Source organism: Amycolatopsis japonica (genome assembly GCF_000732925.1).
Classification (GTDB): Bacteria; Actinomycetota; Actinomycetes; order Mycobacteriales; family Pseudonocardiaceae; genus Amycolatopsis; species Amycolatopsis japonica.
In genome coordinates, this window is the sequence record NZ_CP008953.1 from 1,568,068 (window position 1) to 1,582,699 (window position 14,632).

Annotated in this window: 20 protein-coding genes; 10 read left to right on the forward strand and 10 right to left on the reverse strand. The window is 69.2% G+C overall.

Going from position 1 to position 14,632, the window contains the following annotated elements; genetic code table 11:
- Positions 1-5: 5 nt before the first annotated feature.
- Both AJAP_RS07750 and AJAP_RS07755 read left to right on the forward strand, forming a co-directional pair.
- On the forward strand, positions 6-770 hold the full coding sequence (locus AJAP_RS07750) for an HAD family acid phosphatase (protein ID WP_038509251.1): 765 nt from the start codon (positions 6-8) through the stop codon (positions 768-770).
- Between the two features lie 37 nt (positions 771-807).
- Positions 808-1,182, forward strand: a complete 375-nt coding sequence (locus AJAP_RS07755) for a DUF427 domain-containing protein (RefSeq protein ID WP_038509252.1) — start codon at positions 808-810, stop codon at positions 1,180-1,182.
- 5 nt (positions 1,183-1,187) lie between these two features.
- On the opposite strand, the gene AJAP_RS07760 is transcribed toward AJAP_RS07755, so the two are convergent.
- Complete coding sequence (locus tag AJAP_RS07760) at positions 1,188-1,907, reverse strand: hypothetical protein (RefSeq protein ID WP_038509253.1); 720 nt, start codon at positions 1,905-1,907, stop codon at positions 1,188-1,190.
- Positions 1,908-1,974: 67 nt separating this feature from the next.
- Between AJAP_RS07760 and AJAP_RS07765 the strand changes: the two genes are divergently transcribed.
- Positions 1,975-2,751 (forward strand): helix-turn-helix domain-containing protein, encoded by a 777-nt coding sequence (locus AJAP_RS07765; RefSeq protein ID WP_038522623.1) that lies wholly within the window; start codon positions 1,975-1,977, stop codon positions 2,749-2,751.
- 28 nt (positions 2,752-2,779) lie between these two features.
- Positions 2,780-3,205, forward strand: a complete 426-nt coding sequence (locus AJAP_RS07770) for an acyl-CoA thioesterase (protein WP_038509254.1) — start codon at positions 2,780-2,782, stop codon at positions 3,203-3,205.
- On the opposite strand, the gene AJAP_RS07775 is transcribed toward AJAP_RS07770, so the two are convergent.
- On the reverse strand, positions 3,176-3,643 hold the full coding sequence (locus AJAP_RS07775; protein ID WP_228694891.1) for a GNAT family protein: 468 nt from the start codon (positions 3,641-3,643) through the stop codon (positions 3,176-3,178). The two genes, AJAP_RS07770 and AJAP_RS07775, sit on opposite strands and share 30 nt — an antisense overlap.
- A gap of 103 nt (positions 3,644-3,746) precedes the next feature.
- On the opposite strand from AJAP_RS07775, the gene AJAP_RS07780 reads away from it, so the two are divergent.
- The gene (locus AJAP_RS07780) at positions 3,747-4,634 is read left to right on the forward strand and encodes an aminoglycoside phosphotransferase family protein (RefSeq protein ID WP_038509255.1); all 888 of its coding nucleotides are present in this window, start codon (positions 3,747-3,749) and stop codon (positions 4,632-4,634) included.
- Positions 4,631-5,095 carry a GNAT family N-acetyltransferase gene (locus tag AJAP_RS07785; protein WP_038522629.1) on the forward strand — a complete coding sequence of 155 codons (465 nt, stop codon included), beginning with the start codon at positions 4,631-4,633 and terminating at the stop codon, positions 5,093-5,095. Before AJAP_RS07780 ends, AJAP_RS07785 begins: the two co-directional genes overlap by 4 nt.
- 89 nt (positions 5,096-5,184) lie before the next feature.
- On the opposite strand, the gene AJAP_RS07790 is transcribed toward AJAP_RS07785, so the two are convergent.
- Positions 5,185-6,441, reverse strand: a complete 1,257-nt coding sequence (locus AJAP_RS07790) for an HNH endonuclease signature motif containing protein (protein WP_038509256.1) — start codon at positions 6,439-6,441, stop codon at positions 5,185-5,187.
- 425 nt (positions 6,442-6,866) lie between these two features.
- Between AJAP_RS07790 and AJAP_RS07795 the strand changes: the two genes are divergently transcribed.
- On the forward strand, positions 6,867-7,655 hold the full coding sequence (locus AJAP_RS07795; protein WP_051972782.1) for a nitroreductase/quinone reductase family protein: 789 nt from the start codon (positions 6,867-6,869) through the stop codon (positions 7,653-7,655).
- Positions 7,656-8,104: 449 nt separating this feature from the next.
- Positions 8,105-9,091 (forward strand): acyl-CoA desaturase, encoded by a 987-nt coding sequence (locus AJAP_RS07800; RefSeq protein ID WP_051972380.1) that lies wholly within the window; start codon positions 8,105-8,107, stop codon positions 9,089-9,091.
- Positions 9,092-9,095: 4 nt separating this feature from the next.
- Here the strand turns inward: AJAP_RS07800 and AJAP_RS07805 are convergent, their stop codons facing one another.
- Genes AJAP_RS07805 through AJAP_RS07820 form a run of 4 tightly spaced genes read right to left on the reverse strand, consistent with a single transcriptional unit; the run spans position 9,096 to position 12,112 of the window.
- Positions 9,096-9,890: an alpha/beta hydrolase gene (locus AJAP_RS07805; protein WP_038509259.1), complete on the reverse strand. Its 795-nt coding sequence runs from the start codon at positions 9,888-9,890 to the stop codon at positions 9,096-9,098.
- A gap of 2 nt (positions 9,891-9,892) precedes the next feature.
- Positions 9,893-10,840: a sigma-70 family RNA polymerase sigma factor gene (locus tag AJAP_RS07810; protein WP_038509262.1), complete on the reverse strand. Its 948-nt coding sequence runs from the start codon at positions 10,838-10,840 to the stop codon at positions 9,893-9,895.
- 5 nt (positions 10,841-10,845) lie between these two features.
- Positions 10,846-11,502, reverse strand: a complete 657-nt coding sequence (locus tag AJAP_RS07815; RefSeq protein WP_038509263.1) for an enoyl-CoA hydratase-related protein — start codon at positions 11,500-11,502, stop codon at positions 10,846-10,848.
- A gap of 1 nt (position 11,503) precedes the next feature.
- Positions 11,504-12,112, reverse strand: coding sequence for a TetR/AcrR family transcriptional regulator (locus AJAP_RS07820; protein ID WP_038509264.1), 609 nt, complete (start codon positions 12,110-12,112; stop codon positions 11,504-11,506).
- Between the two features lie 132 nt (positions 12,113-12,244).
- Between AJAP_RS07820 and AJAP_RS07825 the strand changes: the two genes are divergently transcribed.
- Entirely contained in the window at positions 12,245-12,592 is a 348-nt protein-coding gene (locus AJAP_RS07825) for a DoxX family protein (protein WP_038509265.1), read from the forward strand.
- A gap of 2 nt (positions 12,593-12,594) precedes the next feature.
- On the opposite strand, the gene AJAP_RS07830 is transcribed toward AJAP_RS07825, so the two are convergent.
- Genes AJAP_RS07830 through AJAP_RS07840 form a run of 3 tightly spaced genes read right to left on the reverse strand, consistent with a single transcriptional unit; the run spans position 12,595 to position 14,069 of the window.
- Positions 12,595-12,936: a VOC family protein gene (locus tag AJAP_RS07830; RefSeq protein ID WP_038509267.1), complete on the reverse strand. Its 342-nt coding sequence runs from the start codon at positions 12,934-12,936 to the stop codon at positions 12,595-12,597.
- Positions 12,937-12,973: 37 nt separating this feature from the next.
- The gene (gene lexA / locus AJAP_RS07835; RefSeq protein WP_038509269.1) at positions 12,974-13,630 is read right to left on the reverse strand and encodes a transcriptional repressor LexA; all 657 of its coding nucleotides are present in this window, start codon (positions 13,628-13,630) and stop codon (positions 12,974-12,976) included.
- A complete protein-coding gene (locus AJAP_RS07840; protein WP_228694892.1) occupies positions 13,608-14,069 on the reverse strand; it encodes a nuclear transport factor 2 family protein in 462 nt (153 codons plus the stop codon). The genes lexA and AJAP_RS07840 overlap by 23 nt, the downstream gene beginning before the upstream one ends.
- A gap of 128 nt (positions 14,070-14,197) precedes the next feature.
- Between AJAP_RS07840 and AJAP_RS07845 the strand changes: the two genes are divergently transcribed.
- Entirely contained in the window at positions 14,198-14,632 is a 435-nt protein-coding gene (locus tag AJAP_RS07845) for a hypothetical protein (RefSeq protein ID WP_037341829.1), read from the forward strand.

Consider the following 14,632-nt stretch of genomic DNA (forward strand, 5'->3'; position numbering starts at 1 on the left):
TTTCCATGAGCCGGTTCACCGGTCTGTTGAAACTGGCCGCCGCCGCGGCCGCCGGAGCCGTCCTCGCGGGCGGCGCCACCGCCGTCGCGAACACCGACGACGCCACCTGGCGGCGCGGTCACGAGCCCGCGAACATCGGCCAGGTCAAACTCGACGTGAAGGCCTACTACGGCGACGTCGTCGGCAGCGACGGCAAGCACGGGTACTCCGAGGGCAGCCGGTTCGTCTCCGACACCAAGCGCCAAGTCGAAGACGCCAAGCGCTATCTCACGCGCAGGCTGGACCGCGGCGTGAAGAACCCCGCCGTCGTGTTCGACGTCGACGACACCGCCGAAGTCACCTACGGCTGGGAAGCGGACAACGACTTCGGCTTCGACCCGAAGAAGCAGCAGGAAGCGATCGACAAGGGCACGTTCGTCGCGAACAAGCCGGTGCTGGAACTGGCGAACTGGGCCGCGCAGCGCGGCGTGAAGATCTACTTCCTGACCGGGCGCAACGAGTTCCAGGGCCCGCAGTCGCTCAAGAACCTCGCGAACGAGGGCTACCCGGCGCCGGCGGGGGCGTTCTTCAAGCCGAAGACCACCGCGCCGGACTACCTGCCGTGCGGGCTGACCTGCACCACCGTCCAGTACAAGGCGGGCACGCGGAAGCACATCGCCTCGACCGGGGCGACCATCCTGGCCAACTTCGGCGACCAGTTCAGCGACCTCGAAGGCGGATACGCCGAATTCCCGGTCAAGCTGCCGAATCCGATGTACTACCTGCCCTGACGGGAATATCCGCACGTTCGGCGTCGCTGTGCCCGGTATGTCTGACAAAAAGGTGTTGAAGCCCAGCGCGGACCACCCGATCACGGTGGCGCCGAACGAGGCGCGAGTGGTCGTCACGATCGGCGGCAAGGTCGTGGCGGACAGCGCGAACGCGCTCACCCTGCGGGAGGCGAACTACCCGCCCGCGCAGTACATCCCGCGTGCCGACGTCGACTTCGACCTGCTGGAGCGGACGGACCACTCGACGTACTGCCCGTTCAAGGGCGACGCGTCGTACTACAGCATCCGCACCGGCGACGGCCTCGCCGAGAACGCCGTCTGGACCTACGAGGCGCCGCACGACGCGGTCGCCGAGATCAAGGACCACGTGGCGTTCTACCCGACGAAGGTCGACTCGATCGAAGAGCGCTGACCCGCTCACGGGAGCTGGTTGATCCGGTCCCCGTCGGCCGCGAGCGAGGTGTCGGACTCGATGCGCCAGGCCTCCAGGCCCGGCGCGTCCAGCAGTGCGTCGATCAGGGCCTCGTCACCCGCGACGAGGGTCGAGTCGAAGTCGACCTCGGTGGCGACGCACCACGCGCGGTCGTCCGGCCAGAACAGGTTGGGCGACTGCGCCTCGAACCAGTTCGGCCGGGGCCGCCAGCCGAGTTCGGTCGCGGCCGTCAGCGGCCCGTGGAACAGCAGGTAGTCCCGGCCGGGATGGCGCAGGCGAGGCGCGGCGAGGTGTTCGCGCGACAGCGTCGCCTCGTCGGCCCAGCCGTAGCCTTCCCAAAGGCAGAACCAGCCGTTCAGTGTGCTCGTGTGCCGGCCGAGCACGGCCAGCAGCGCGGTGAGGCTGTGTGACGGCAGCGAGCCCCGGTCCGGCGGGGAGCCCCGCCAGAGCGAGCCGGTGAGATTCACCGGATCCGGGGAGCCGACGAGCGCGTGCCACTGCATGGCGGCATGGGCCCGGCGCCCCGTCTCGGCCGCGGCTTCGCGCCAGCTCGCCCAGCCGCCGCGATCACGCTCGGCGGGATGGCAGACACGTGCGTACGCGGCGTAGCCACGCGGAACCGTGCGGCCCGCCGCGCCGAACGCCCCACCGAGCCTGGGGGAGATCCACTCGGCGGGGGACGGGTCGAGCACCGGCAGCAGCACGACGGCAAGTCTTCAGCAAGATCAAGTGAAGCGCATCTTGTCGGTGGCCGGGGGCATACTGCCGGACGTGGGTGTTCCGCTGCGTCGACGGTCAGGTCGCTCGGTGTACCGCGAAAGCAGGCCGGTCGCGGCGGTGGCCGGCGTCGTCGAGAGCGTCTGGACGGGCTTGGTGGGCTGCCGTCGTCCGCTGAGGGTGTTCCCGGACGGCTGTGTCGATCTCGTCTGGGACGGGACGGTGCTGGCCGCGGTCACCACGGTGCGCGGGGTGCTGCGGCACGAGCTGCCGTCGGTGGTGTGGACCGCCGGGCTCCGCCTGCGGTGCGGCGTCGGCGGTGCGGTGCTGGGCCTGCCGATGACGGAGCTTTCCGCGGGCGCCACCCCGTTGCGTGACCTGTGGGCCGCCCAGGCTCGTCGTGCGGAGTCCGAGCTGGCCGGATGCGGGACGCCCGGCGAGGCGCGGTCGGTGTTGGAAGCGTTGGTCGCCGAGAGGCTCCGGGATGTCGAGGTGGACGGGCTGTCGATCGCGGCCGCTCGCGCGTTGAGCGCGCCCGGCGCCCGCACTGATCGGGTAGCGGCTCGGCTGGGCGTCAGCGAGCGCGGCCTTCGGCGGCATGTCCGGCACGACGTCGGCGTCGGCCCCAAGGCGTTGCAGCGGGTGCTGCGATTCCACGGTTTCCTGAAGCGGGTCGAGGCCGTGGCGCGCGACCAGGCGTCGCTCGCCGACGTCGCCGCCGATGTGGGCTACGCGGATCAGTCCCATCTCGGGCGGGAATGCCGCCGTCTGTCGGGCGCTTCCCCCGGCGCGCTCGTGCGGTCCTGGACTGGCCGAAACGTTCCAGACTGAGGCGGCCCGCCGAAGCGAAGATCGGGAAGTGCTCGAACCTTTCCGCGTCACCATCGACATCCGTACGGACGATCTCGACCTCAACGGCCACGTCCGCGGCCCCGCCTACCTCGCGTACGCCGATCACGCGCGCTGGGAATGCGTTTGGGCGGCCGGGGTGGACCCGCTGGCCTTGAAGGCGGGGAACCTCGGCCCGGTCAACCTCGAAACGACGATCCGCTTCCGCCGCGAGCTTCGTGCCCGCGCGCGGATCGACGTCCTGACCCGGTTCGTCTGGGAGCCGGGCAAGGTGTCCCGGGTCGACCAGGAGTTCGTGGCGCCGGACGGTGCCGTCGTGGCCGAGGTCGAAAGTGTCTCCGGACTGCTGGATCTCGAGTCGCGGCGCCTGGTCCCGGAGCCGGGACGGTATTGGCGGAAATACGCCTCACGGCCGGAGGTCCTGGGCTTGCCGTGACTCGGTCACCCGCTTTTCGTAGAGGCTGGTGGGCCATTTCGCTTCAGGCGGGTCCGCGACGTGCTCGAATCCCGCGCGCTCGTAGTACCCGCGCAACGCCGGGTTGTCCCTCGTGGTCGCCACGCGGACGAAGGTCTTGTGGTGAGCCGCGGCCTTCTCGCCGACCCAGCCGACGATCCGGATCCCGAGCCCGGCCGCTTCCCGCGCCACCGCGAGGCGGCCCAGATAGTAGGCCGGTTCCGTGGTTTCGCCCCAGAGCCCGGGATCCGCCTCGGCCACCGCACAGGTCGCGACCGGCCCGCCGGGCCCGACGATCAGCAGCGCCTCACCCACCCGGATCTGGTGCCGCACGGAAGCCACGGGAAAGCGTTGCGGCCATTGGTGAATCCCGCGCGTGGCCAGCCAGGCCGCGGCTTCGGCGAGAAGATCGAGGACCACGTCGTCCTCGCCCGCCCGCGCAGGGCGGATGGTGGCCTCCGGGGTGAGCGGCTCGGGACCGGCGAGGATCGGCCTGCCCCGATGATGCCCCGGCGGTGGTTGGATGACCGTCGTGGTCGACGAGAACCTCGTACGGAAGCTGATCGCGGCACAGTTCCCCCGATGGGCCGGGCAGGCGATCGAACGATGGCCCTCCGATGGCACGGTCAACGCCATGTTCCGGCTGGGCGACGACCTGGTCGTGCGGTTGCCCCTGACCAAGAGCGGCGCGAAGGACATCGCATTGGAACAGAAGTGGCTGCCCCGGCTCGCCCCGAAGCTGCCCACGCCGATCCCGGAGGTACTCGGGGCAGGAGTGCCCGCCGACGGATACCCGTGGCCGTGGTCGGTGTACCGCTGGCTGCCCGGCGAGAACCCGCGGCCGGAAGCACTCGGCTCGCCCGTGCCGCTGGCCGAAGACCTGGCGGAGTTCGTGCTCGCGATGCGCCGTGTCCCGCCGGTACCCGCGCCTTCTCTCGCGCACCGTGGCGGACCGCTCGCGACGTTGGACGCGGAGACCCGGTCGGCGATCGAGAGCCTCCGCACGATTCCGGAAGAGAACGTCGACTGCGACGCCGTCCTCGCGCTTTGGGAGGAGGCTTTGCGGATCCCCGTGTGGGAGGAGCCGGCGGTGTGGCTGCACGCCGATCTGATGCCGGGCAATCTGCTGGTGGATGGTGGCCGCCTTTCCGCGGTGATCGACTTCGGTTGCCTGGGTGTGGGCGATCCGGCCTGCGACCTGTTCCCGGCGTGGAACCTGTTGCCCGCCGACGCGAGAGGCGTCTTCCGGGAGGCGCTGGGCGTGGACGACGCGACCTGGAGCCGCGGCCGCGGCCGGACACTTTCGCAGGCGCTGATCGCGCTGCCGTACTACCGCACGATCAACGAGGCCATGGCGGGCAACGCGCGGCACGTGATCCGGGCCGTGCTGGAGGAGGTGGGGTGGGCATGACTCTCCGACTGGCCGAGGTGACGGCCGCCGACTTCGACGCCGCGATCGATCTGAAGGTCCACCCGGCGCAAGAGCATCTGGTCGCGCCGGTCGTGAAGTCTCTTGCCGAGGCATTCGTGTATCCCGGTATCGCTTGGCCACGCCTCATTTTCGACGGCGACCGGCTGGTGGGGTTCCTCATGGCCTTCCTGGACATCGACTTCGCGGGCGACGGCACGGGCACCGACATCCGCTCCGGTCTGTGGCGCCTCAACATCGCGGCAGGCGAGCAGGGCCGGGGCTACGGCCGTTTCGCGGTCGAGGCCGTGGCCGCCGAGATCCGCCGCCGGGGCGGAAACCGCCTCACCGCCACCTGGCATTCCGGCGAGGACGGTCCCGAGCGCTTCTACCTCAGGCTCGGCTTCCGGTTGACGGGAGAGATGAGCGGAGACCAGGTGGTCGGAGAGCTGGCGTTGGATTAGGAGTGCCTGATCGGTGGGCAGGGACGAACCCCGGCCGTGAGTTCTCAAGGTGGCCGGCTGTTCGGTCTCGGAAGCTTCGCGAGGTCGGCCTATGTCCTGAGGTGCATGGTGTTCCTCCTTGGCGTTCCGGTCGGGTCGAGGTAGGCGGGTGGGGTGAATTCGGGTAGGCCGTCTTGGGCGATCTGGACTTTCCATTCGCTGCGGTGGATGAGTCGGTGGTGCTTGGTGCACAGGAGTACGAGGTTGTCGATTTTGGTTTCGCCGTGGTGTCGCCAGAAAACAATGTGATGAGCCGTGCACCGGGGGACGGGCATGTCGCAGCCGGGGAACGCGCAGCCTCCGTCCCGGAGGGTGAGCGCGTATTTCTGCGCCAGCGACACGGTGCGTTTGGAGCGGCCGATGTCCAGTGGTTCGCCCGCCGTCCCGAGGACACCGGGTCGGACACGGGCATCGCAGGCAAGGATCCGGGCGTCGGTCGCACTGATCGGGCCGACCAGATCCAGGTGGGCTTCACCGATGTCCCGGATCAGGTCGTCGTAGGACATGGTGATGAGGATGTGGGTGGCTTCGCCTGCTTGGCCGGGGAGGTTCCGGCTGGTGGTCTTCAGGCGGACGTAGTCGGTGAAGGCGTCGCCGTAGCGTTCGTCCTGAGTGCGAGAGTCCCGGACTCCGTCGATGGCCTTGTGCGGCTTGGCCATCGGATCCAGATCGGACTTCAACCGCGCGTAGGTTTCCAGGTCGAGCCTGGCTTTCAAACCGAGTGACCCGTCGCGGTGCTTGACGAACCGCAGCTCCGGCCGGGTCTCCTTCGGGTCCTCGTTGCGGGGTTCTTTCCCATCGGGGTCGAGTTCGTCCAGCAGACGGCGTCCGGCGCGGGCGATCTGGCGTGGTCCCGCATGTCTGGCCAGTTCGACGAGGATCTTCTCCCCAGCTCGCACGTCCGCTTCGGGCACGCTCGACGGGATCCGGGTGAGGGTCTTGATGATGGCGTCGATCTGGCCGCCGCCGATCGTGCCCTCCGCGGCAGCCTCGGCAGTGAGCGGCGCCAGGGGCGGTTCGGGGTCGCCACCGATCGACGGACCGGCATGTAGAGCCAGGACGCGGTCGGCGCGGGCGGCGGCTTCCTTGTCAGAGACCAAGAAGTCTTCGAGTATCAGCCCAGCCAGCGCCGAATGACCGCTACAGCCACGGATCCCCCGGGAATTGATCTCAGCGAGGATCGCGTTCTGTTCGGCATCCAGTTGGCGCTTAAGAACTTCGAGTTCCTGTTTGCGGGCGTGCAGCGTCGCCGTGTCGACGCGCCACCACTCGGCGGGCGTCGTCTCGGGTCTGCTGTCGTTGAACACAAGATCAACGCTACGCCGATTCGAACACCTGTGCTATAGCGTATTCAGACTATATCGAAAGGTGTAGGGCGCCTAAGGTAATGCGGAGGGCGTGAGTGGCCGCATTTAGTCGACTAAATGCGGCGGGGGAGAGCAAGGTGGGTGCGCGTCGGCTGCGGCCCGTGCTAACGTCGTCGCTGAGCCCCGTATGGGCCTACGCATGGAGGTAGCGGCTACTCGGCCACCAGAGACCGGCACACACCGTCTCTCCTTTCACTCATCCCCGCGTCGTGGGATGACGCCTCCATGTGGTGCGCCCGAAAACGGGCGTATGTGTGCTCCTCCAGTGACTGTTCCGCGCCCTCCTGTCGACACGGCGATGGGAAAGGAACGCAGTGACCTTCAACGACCAGGTGATCGAAGAATTCAGGCAGGGCAAGAGCGGCATGCTCGAGGGCTGGAGGCTGATCCTGCTCACCACCACCGGCGCCAAGACCGGTCAGCGGCGGACGAATCCGTTGGGGTATCTCGAAATCGACGGCAAGACCGTCGTCGTCGCTTCGAACATGGGCGCCCCGGCGCATCCGGGCTGGTACCACAACATCCGGCGTGACCATCGGGTCACGATCGAGACGGAGACCGAGACTTACGAGGCCATCGCGTCCATCCCGCCCGCCGCGGAGCGTGACGCGCTGTTCGCGAAGATTGTCGCCGAGGAGCCGGGATTCGCCGAGTATCAGGCGAAAACGACGCGCAAGCTGCCGGTCGTGATCCTGCACCGGATCGATGACCGGGTGCGAGGGATGGGCGACTTCCTGGTGGAAGTCCATGAGTGGCTGCGGGAGGAGCTCAGGACGTTACGCGCCGGGGTGGAAGACATCGTGGCCGGCCGCGCCGACGCGCTCGTCATGGAGAAATCCTTGAAGGCGCACTGTGTTTCGTTCTGCGAGGCGCTGACCAAACATCACACCGGCGAGGACATGGGCGCGTTTCCCCTGCTGGCACAACGGTTTCCCGCGCTCGCGCCGACGTTGACGAAGCTGGGGGAAGACCATGTCGTCGTCGCGGCGACGCAGAAGCGGATCCGCGACCTCGTGGAGGGCTACGTGCACGGCGAGGGTGATCCGGCACGCTTGCGTGACGAGTTCGACGCCCTCGCGGGGAAGCTTGAAGCGCATTTCGCCTACGAAGAGCGGAGCGTCGTGGCCGCGCTCAATGTGACAGTGACCGGCTGATCAGGGTGGACGCCCTGGGGTTTCGGCCCCGGGGCGTGTACCGTGAGAGGTGGCGGCGCCCTCGGCGTGACGCCGCGAGGCGGGCGGAAATCGTCCCCGGCCTCGCCGAAGACCGCGAAACAGCGGTCCCCCTCGAAAGGTTTCACCGTCAAAACTCACAGCACGGACAGTGCGCTGTTCAGTCACCCGCTCGCAGCTCAGGACGAGCCCCACGAGCCGACCACTCCCCAGGGCGAGCGATACATGGATCTTTTTCGCGAACCTTCTTATCCCGCACCGGAACCATCGGCCGACGTCGTTCGTTGAACTGACCAGTCCAACGTTTTGGGTGTCGTGTTGTCCCAGCACGCTCGCGCAGAATTCGTCGCGGGCATGCCTTTCGTGCGCCGCGTCGTGCCTCAGGCTCCAGCAGCCGGCACATGCCGCGGCCATCGACAAGAAACGGCGACATGACCTCAGTTCTCAGACCCCCGGCCAGCGAAGAGCGGCAGTCGCCGCAACCCCTCCTGTCGGGAGAGCAGTCCCGCACCGAAAACCTTCTCGTCAAGCTGTTCGCGGTGGTGCCCCTCGTGGCACTGGCCGCCTCCGTCCCCTTCGCGTGGGGCTGGGGCCTCGGCTGGGTGGACCTCGGCCTCGCCGCCGGGTTCTACTTCCTCACCGGCCTCGGCGTGACCATCGGATTCCACCGCTACTTCACCCATGGCGCCTTCAAGGCCAACCGCGGCCTGCGGATCGCCCTCGCGGTCGCGGGCAGCATGGCCATGCAGGGCCCGGTCATCGGCTGGGTGGCCGACCACCGGCGGCATCACGCCTTCGCCGACCGCGAGGGCGACCCGCATTCCCCCTGGCGCTTCGGCACCACCCCGGCCGCGCTGGCCCGCGGCTTCTGGCACGCCCATATGGGCTGGCTGTTCGACCGCGAGAAGACCAACGCGCGGCGGTTCGCCCCGGATCTGCTCACCGATCGTGACATCGCCCGGATCGATCGCCTGTTCCCGCTGCTGACCGTCGTGACGTTGCTCGCGCCGGCCGTCCTCGGCGGCGTGATCACCTTGTCCTGGTGGGGCGCGGTCACCGCGTTCTTCTGGGCGAGCCTCGTCCGGGTGGCGCTGCTGCACCACGTCACCTGGTCGGTGAACTCGCTGTGCCATCTGATCGGCGACCGCCCGTTCGCCGCCCGCGACAAGTCCGCGAACTTCTGGCCGCTCGCCATCGCCTCGATGGGTGAGTCCTGGCACAACTCGCACCACGCCGACCCGACCGGCGCCCGGCACGGCGTCCGCCGCGGCCAGCTCGACATCTCCGCACGGCTGATCTGGCTGTTCGAGAAAGCGGGCTGGGCGACGGACGTCCGCTGGCCGAAGGCCGACCGTCTCGGTCGCAAACTCAATCCCGGCCACTCGTTGTCGCTGCGCCGTCGTACGCAGCGGGCTTGAGCTGTCAGCGGATCGCGCCCGCGATGGCGTCGATCAGCTCCGGCCCGTCGGAGAACACCGGGTCGTTGTGATCCGCGCCGGGGACTTCGATCGTCCTGGCACCGGCGGCCCGTGCCACCTCACGGCTCTGCTCGGCGGGGACGATCGAGTCCTCGGCGCCGAACACGACGGTCACCGGCGCCTTCACCCGGGCGACGGCGTCCTTCGTCGGGAACTCGTCCCGCAGCAGCCAGCGGACCGGCAGGAACGGGTAGTGCCGTTGTCCGACCGACGCGAGGTCGACGAACGGCGAACGCAACACGAGCGCGGACGGCGGACGTTCGGTGGCCAATTCGGTGACGACCGCCGAGCCGAGGCTCTCGCCGAAATAGATCATGGGCGTTCCGGCCTCGCGCGTCAGGAAGTCCTGTGCGGCGCGGACGTCGAGCGCGAGCCCGTTCTCGGACGGCTCGCCGGGATTGCCCCCGTATCCGCGATAGTCCAGGAGCAGCACCGAGAGCCCGCGCGCGGTCAGCGCGCGGGCCAGCGGCGCGCGGAACGACCGGTTCCCGGCGTTGCCCGGCGCGACCAGTACGGCCGCTTTCGCGCCCGCGACCGGGAAGTACCAGCTCGCCAGGCTGAGCCCGTCCGAGGTGGTGAGCGTGACGTCCCTGCCGCCGGGCAGGACCGTGGCCGCACCGGGAACCGGACCCGCCTCGGGCAGGTAGATCAGCTTGCGCTGGAAGGCGAACGCGCCACCGAAGACCACACCGACGAGGGTGACGGCCACCGCCAGCGCGATCAACACCTTCTTGCGCACGCTCAAGGCTTCGCCGGGGGAAGGCCGAACCGTGCGAACAGGTCCGCGTCGAGGAACGAGGTGATGTCGCGGATCCGATCGTCACGAAGGGACAGCACGGTGATCGACCAGGGGGTGTGGACGGCGTCCGCCGACTCACCGAGGTAGCAGGCGACGGCGGGCTGCCCGTTGGCGGTGACGATCTCGGTGTGCCAGCTCGGGCACCGGCCGAGCGGGACCTCGGCGGCGAAGCCGGAGACCGCCTCGATACCGCTGTACCAGTGCGCGAGTGGCGGCATGGACCAGGTGACGTCCTCCGTCAGCAGCGCCACGAGCGCGTCGGCGTCACCACGCTCCAGCGCGGAGGCGAAGCCCGCGGCGATCTCGCGCGTCCGGGTGTCGTCCAGTTGCCGCTGCTCGCCGGGCGGCGGGACCTTCTCCGCCACGATCGCCCGCGCGCGTTGCAACGCGCTGTTCACCGCCGCCACCGAAGTGTCCATTATGGACGCGATTTCGGCGGCCGGGAAACCGAGGACGTCGAAGAGCACCAGTGCGGCCCGCTGGTTGCCCGGCAGGTGCTGCAACGCGGCGACGAACGCCAGCTCGATGGCCTCGCGCCGCTCGTACCGGGTCTCCGGGCCCTCGGGGTACGGGCCGAGCCACGCCACCTCGGTCAACGGGGCGTGTTCGAGCACGACCTGCTCGCTCGACGGGCCGAGGTCCATCGGCAGCGCGCGTTTCCCGCGCGCCGCCACGATGTCGAGGCAGGTGCGGGTGGCGATGGTGTAGAGCCAGGTGCGCATCGAGCTCCGGCCCTCGAACCGCTCCATCCCCCGCCAGGCCCGCAGAAGCGCGTCCTGCAGGGCGTCGTCGGCGTCGTGAGCCGAGCCCAGCAGGCGATAGCAGTGGGCGTGCAGCTCGCGCCGCAGCGGCTCGACGAGCCGATCGAACTCCGCGTCGTCGGTGCGCACGACGGCTACTTGGCGCGAAGCGCGGTGACGGCGGGGGTGAACATCGTCGTCTTGATCGCGGACAGCGTGCCGCGGTCCTTCCCGGCCAGCGGGCGCACGAGATCGGCCGCGTACTCCAGCAGGGCGGGCTTCTCGGCGACGGCGTCCACGAGTCCGAGGTCGCGCGCGTCGGTGCCGCCGAACCGTCGTCCGGTGGTCATCGACGCGATCGCGGCGGCGGGGGTGAGCTTGCCCTGGATCAACGCCGCCATCCCCGGCGTGAACGGGATGTTGATGTCCGCTTCGGGGAAGCAGAAGAACCCGCGATCCGCCCGCATCACCCGGAAGTCGTGCGCCATCGCCAGCATCGCCCCGGCGCCGAAGGCGTGCCCGTTGATCGCGGCGACCGTGTGCACGCCGAGGGTGAGCACGCGGGCCAGCAGCTCGTGCACGTCGGCGACGTACTGCGCGGCCTTGGCGGGGTTGCTGGTGAGCCAGTCGAGGTCGAGGCCGTTGGAGTAGAACTTCCCGGAGCCGACGGTCACCAGTACCGCCGGATCCGGATAGGCGACGACGGTGTCCAGCTGGGAATGCACGGTTTCCAGCCAGGACGGCGAGAACCGGTTCTCGTCGTCCCCGAGGTCCAGCAGGAACACCGGGGCGTCGTGGCGCAGAGTGGGCATGTCAGTCCTTCCGTGGGGGTGGGAGCAGGAGTATGGCGTGGACCGCGGCGGACAGCCGGGCCCGGGAGTCTTCGGAGATCGGCTCGCCCGCGGTGAAGGCGCGGCGGAACAGGGCTGTCGGCAGGTCGACGACGCAGGTCGTCAGCACTTCGACCGCCTGCGCGTCCCGCCTGCCCCAGAGCCGTTCGGCGAGCGTGACGAGAACCCTGACCAGGCGTTTGTCGAGTGCGAGGAGCTCGCCGGCGAGATCTTCGGGGACCTGCGGGCCGAGCAGATGCTCCTTCTTGACGGTGATGAGCAGGCGGGCCGCTTCCGGACGGCGGTGGGCGAATTCCGCCGGCGCGTCCGCCGCGGCCGCGATCGCGGCGGCCGGGCCTTCCGCCTGATCGGCCAGCTCGGTCTGGAGGTCGAGAAAGGCGCTCGCCGCGCGGAGCCAGACTCGGGCCAGCAGCGCGCCGAGCGAGCCGAAAGCGTGGTAGATCGTCCCGTTGGACACGCCCGCGGCGGCCGCGAGGGATCGCACGGTGACGCCCCGGGCGCCGACCTCGACGACGAGGCGCTCGGCCGCGTCGAGCAGCCGGTCCAGGTCGTGCACGCGGGGGCGGGGCATGCGGCGAGGATAACAGAGCACTTGCTCTAAAACGACGGCACCCTGTGACGTGCTTCACCCGACGGGCTGTCACATCGGGCCGGTGGCCGGGGTCAACCCCGCGAACCACCGAGAAGCCAAGGAGAAACCGAAATGACCACCGCTTATGTCATCGTCACCGTCGTCGGAGCGTTCATGGCCGCGTTCTCGGCCGCTTCGATCTTCTTCCGCGCCAAGTGGGTCGTGCAGCCGCTGGCCGATTACGGCGTTCCGCGCGGCTGGTGGACCCCGCTCGGGGTCGCCAAAGCCGCGGGCGCACTCGGCCTGATCGCCGGTCTGTGGGTGCCCGCGCTCGGCGTCGCGGCCGGGATCGGCCTGGTGCTCTACTTCACCGGTGCCGTGATCACCGTGCTCCGCGCGCACTGGCCGTCGCACGTCGCGTTCCCGCTGATGTACATGGCGCCTGTCGCCGCCTCGCTCGTGCTGGGCTTCGCGGCCTGATGTCAGGAGTCCGGGGACCACACCGCGAGTTCGGCGCCGCCGGGCTCGCGGAAGTGGAACCGGCGACCGCCGGGGAACGAGAACGGCTCGACCGTGACGATTCCGCCCGCGGCCTCGACGGAAGCCCTCGCCCGGGCGAGGTCGTCGGTGCGGATCGTCACCAGCGGCGCGGCCGTCTGCTGCGCGGTGTCCTGCTGGAAGCCGAACGAGACCACGCCGCCGCTCTGGACGTCGGTGTACGCCGGGCCGTACGCCGTCGCCGTCCACCCGAAGGCCTTTTCGAAGAACCCGCTCGAGCCCGCCGCCGAGCTCGACGGGAACTCGACGAAGTCGATTTCGTACATGGGCCGCAAGCTACTCCGGCCCACCGACAAAACCGCGTCAGACGCTGCGCAGCACCGAGACCACGACGCCGAGCACGCTCGCGCGGTCGCCGTCGATGACCTCGTAGGCGGGGTTGCGCGGTTCGAGGTACACGTGGCCGTCGCGGCGGCGGTACACCTTGACCGTGGCCTCCTCGTCGATCATCGCGGCGACGATCTGGCCGGAGTGCGCCTCCTTCTGCTGTTTCACCACGACGATGTCGCCGTCGCAGATGGCCGCGTCGATCATCGAGTCACCGCGCACCCGCAGGCCGAAGACGTTGCCCCGCCCGGTGAGTTCACGCGGAAGGGTCATCACGTCGTCGACGTGTTCGACGGCGGAGATCGGCGTGCCCGCGGCGATGTCACCGACGACGGGGACCGGCACGGAGTCCTCTGTGGACTCCTTCGACGCGGTGCCGTGCAGGAAGGCACGCACGTCGATGGGGCGCGAGATGGAGCTGCTGCGGCGGAGGAAACCCTTCTCCTCCAACGCCGCCAGATGCTTCGACACCGAGGACGTCGAGCGCAGCCCGACCGCTTCGCCGATCTCGCGCGTGCTCGGCGAGTAGCCGTACTCCACCACCCATTCGCGGATGGTCAGCAGGATCTTCTGCTGCCGCTCCGGCAGGGAAGCGGCTTCCTCGAACAGCTCAAGATCGTGGTAGGCGGTCATCAGCGGAATGGTAGTTCGTGCAGGCCGCCGCGATCGCCGCGGTGTCCCAGTAGAACGGCCGCACCTCGGTGATGCGCCCGTCCGCGACGGTGATCGTCTGCAGGATCGGGAAATCCAGCTCACGGCCGGTCGCCCTGGCCCGGACGTGCACGTGGGTCAGGATCACCAGCGGATCGGTCTCGCTCAGGAAGCTCTGGTCCAGCATGTCGAAGACGTCCCACGTGCCGCTCATGGCGACGAAGAACCGCTCCATGCCCTCGTGGCCGCGCCAGATCCCGCCGTAGGGCAGGCCGTCCGCCTGGTGCAGCACCACATCGGGGGAGAAGAACGGGGCGAGCGACGCGAAGGACGCCTTGCCGGGGCCGCCCGCCGCGAAGTACTCGGCTTCCGCCGCGTACATGCCCTTGAGCACGGACAGGGCGTCTGTTGTCGTCGTCACGACGATCACTCTGTCGCGCGGGGTGGCCGATCGCTGGCGGTTATCCGTCGTCGAGATCGGCCGGATGGCGGCACGGCCGGGCCGAAAGTCCGATCCCGTGAACGTTTCCGCGAGGTTGACTCGATCGTATGAACACGAAGATCACCGCGGCGGTGCTCGCCGCCGCGACGGCCACCATCGCCCTGTCCGGTTGCGGGCTCAAGGAAGGTCTGACCGAAAAGGCGAACGGACACGTCAAGACGGTCGGCTACGCGACCGGCGCGGAGGGCAAGCGGGACAAGGACGCCCGGCTGCCGGACTGGGTGCCGGACGGGGCGGCGTCGGTCACGGAGGTCATCCGGACGACGGGTTCGGAGCGGCTCCTGAAGTTCACCGGCGGCACGCTGCCGGCGCTCTGCGTGCCGGGGGCGGCCGCGACACAGGCGGCCACGCTCGCCGCGCAGTGGTGGCCGCAGGGTCAGGAGGGCAGGACCGACAAGGTCTGCGGCGAATGGCACGTGCTGGTCCAAGGCTCAGACGTGTACGCGTTCAAGCCGGAGACGCTGGTGAGCACGAGGTCTTGA

Excerpts from the sequence above, each read along its gene's own strand:
- AJAP_RS07750 (WP_038509251.1), top strand. The coding sequence starts at position 6 with ATGAGCCGGTTCACCGGTCTGTTGAAACTGGCCGCCGCCGCGGCCGCC.
- AJAP_RS07755 (WP_038509252.1), top strand. The coding sequence starts at position 808 with ATGTCTGACAAAAAGGTGTTGAAGCCCAGCGCGGACCACCCGATCACG.
- AJAP_RS07780 (WP_038509255.1), top strand. The coding sequence starts at position 3,747 with ATGACCGTCGTGGTCGACGAGAACCTCGTACGGAAGCTGATCGCGGCA.
- AJAP_RS07785 (WP_038522629.1), top strand. The coding sequence starts at position 4,631 with ATGACTCTCCGACTGGCCGAGGTGACGGCCGCCGACTTCGACGCCGCG.
- AJAP_RS07795 (WP_051972782.1), top strand. The coding sequence starts at position 6,867 with ATGCTCGAGGGCTGGAGGCTGATCCTGCTCACCACCACCGGCGCCAAG.
- AJAP_RS07800 (WP_051972380.1), top strand. The coding sequence starts at position 8,105 with ATGACCTCAGTTCTCAGACCCCCGGCCAGCGAAGAGCGGCAGTCGCCG.
- AJAP_RS07815 (WP_038509263.1), bottom strand. The coding sequence starts at position 11,502 with ATGCCCACTCTGCGCCACGACGCCCCGGTGTTCCTGCTGGACCTCGGG.
- AJAP_RS07820 (WP_038509264.1), bottom strand. The coding sequence starts at position 12,112 with ATGCCCCGCCCCCGCGTGCACGACCTGGACCGGCTGCTCGACGCGGCC.
- AJAP_RS07825 (WP_038509265.1), top strand. The coding sequence starts at position 12,245 with ATGACCACCGCTTATGTCATCGTCACCGTCGTCGGAGCGTTCATGGCC.
- AJAP_RS07830 (WP_038509267.1), bottom strand. The coding sequence starts at position 12,936 with ATGTACGAAATCGACTTCGTCGAGTTCCCGTCGAGCTCGGCGGCGGGC.
- lexA (WP_038509269.1), bottom strand. The coding sequence starts at position 13,630 with ATGACCGCCTACCACGATCTTGAGCTGTTCGAGGAAGCCGCTTCCCTG.
- AJAP_RS07845 (WP_037341829.1), top strand. The coding sequence starts at position 14,198 with ATGAACACGAAGATCACCGCGGCGGTGCTCGCCGCCGCGACGGCCACC.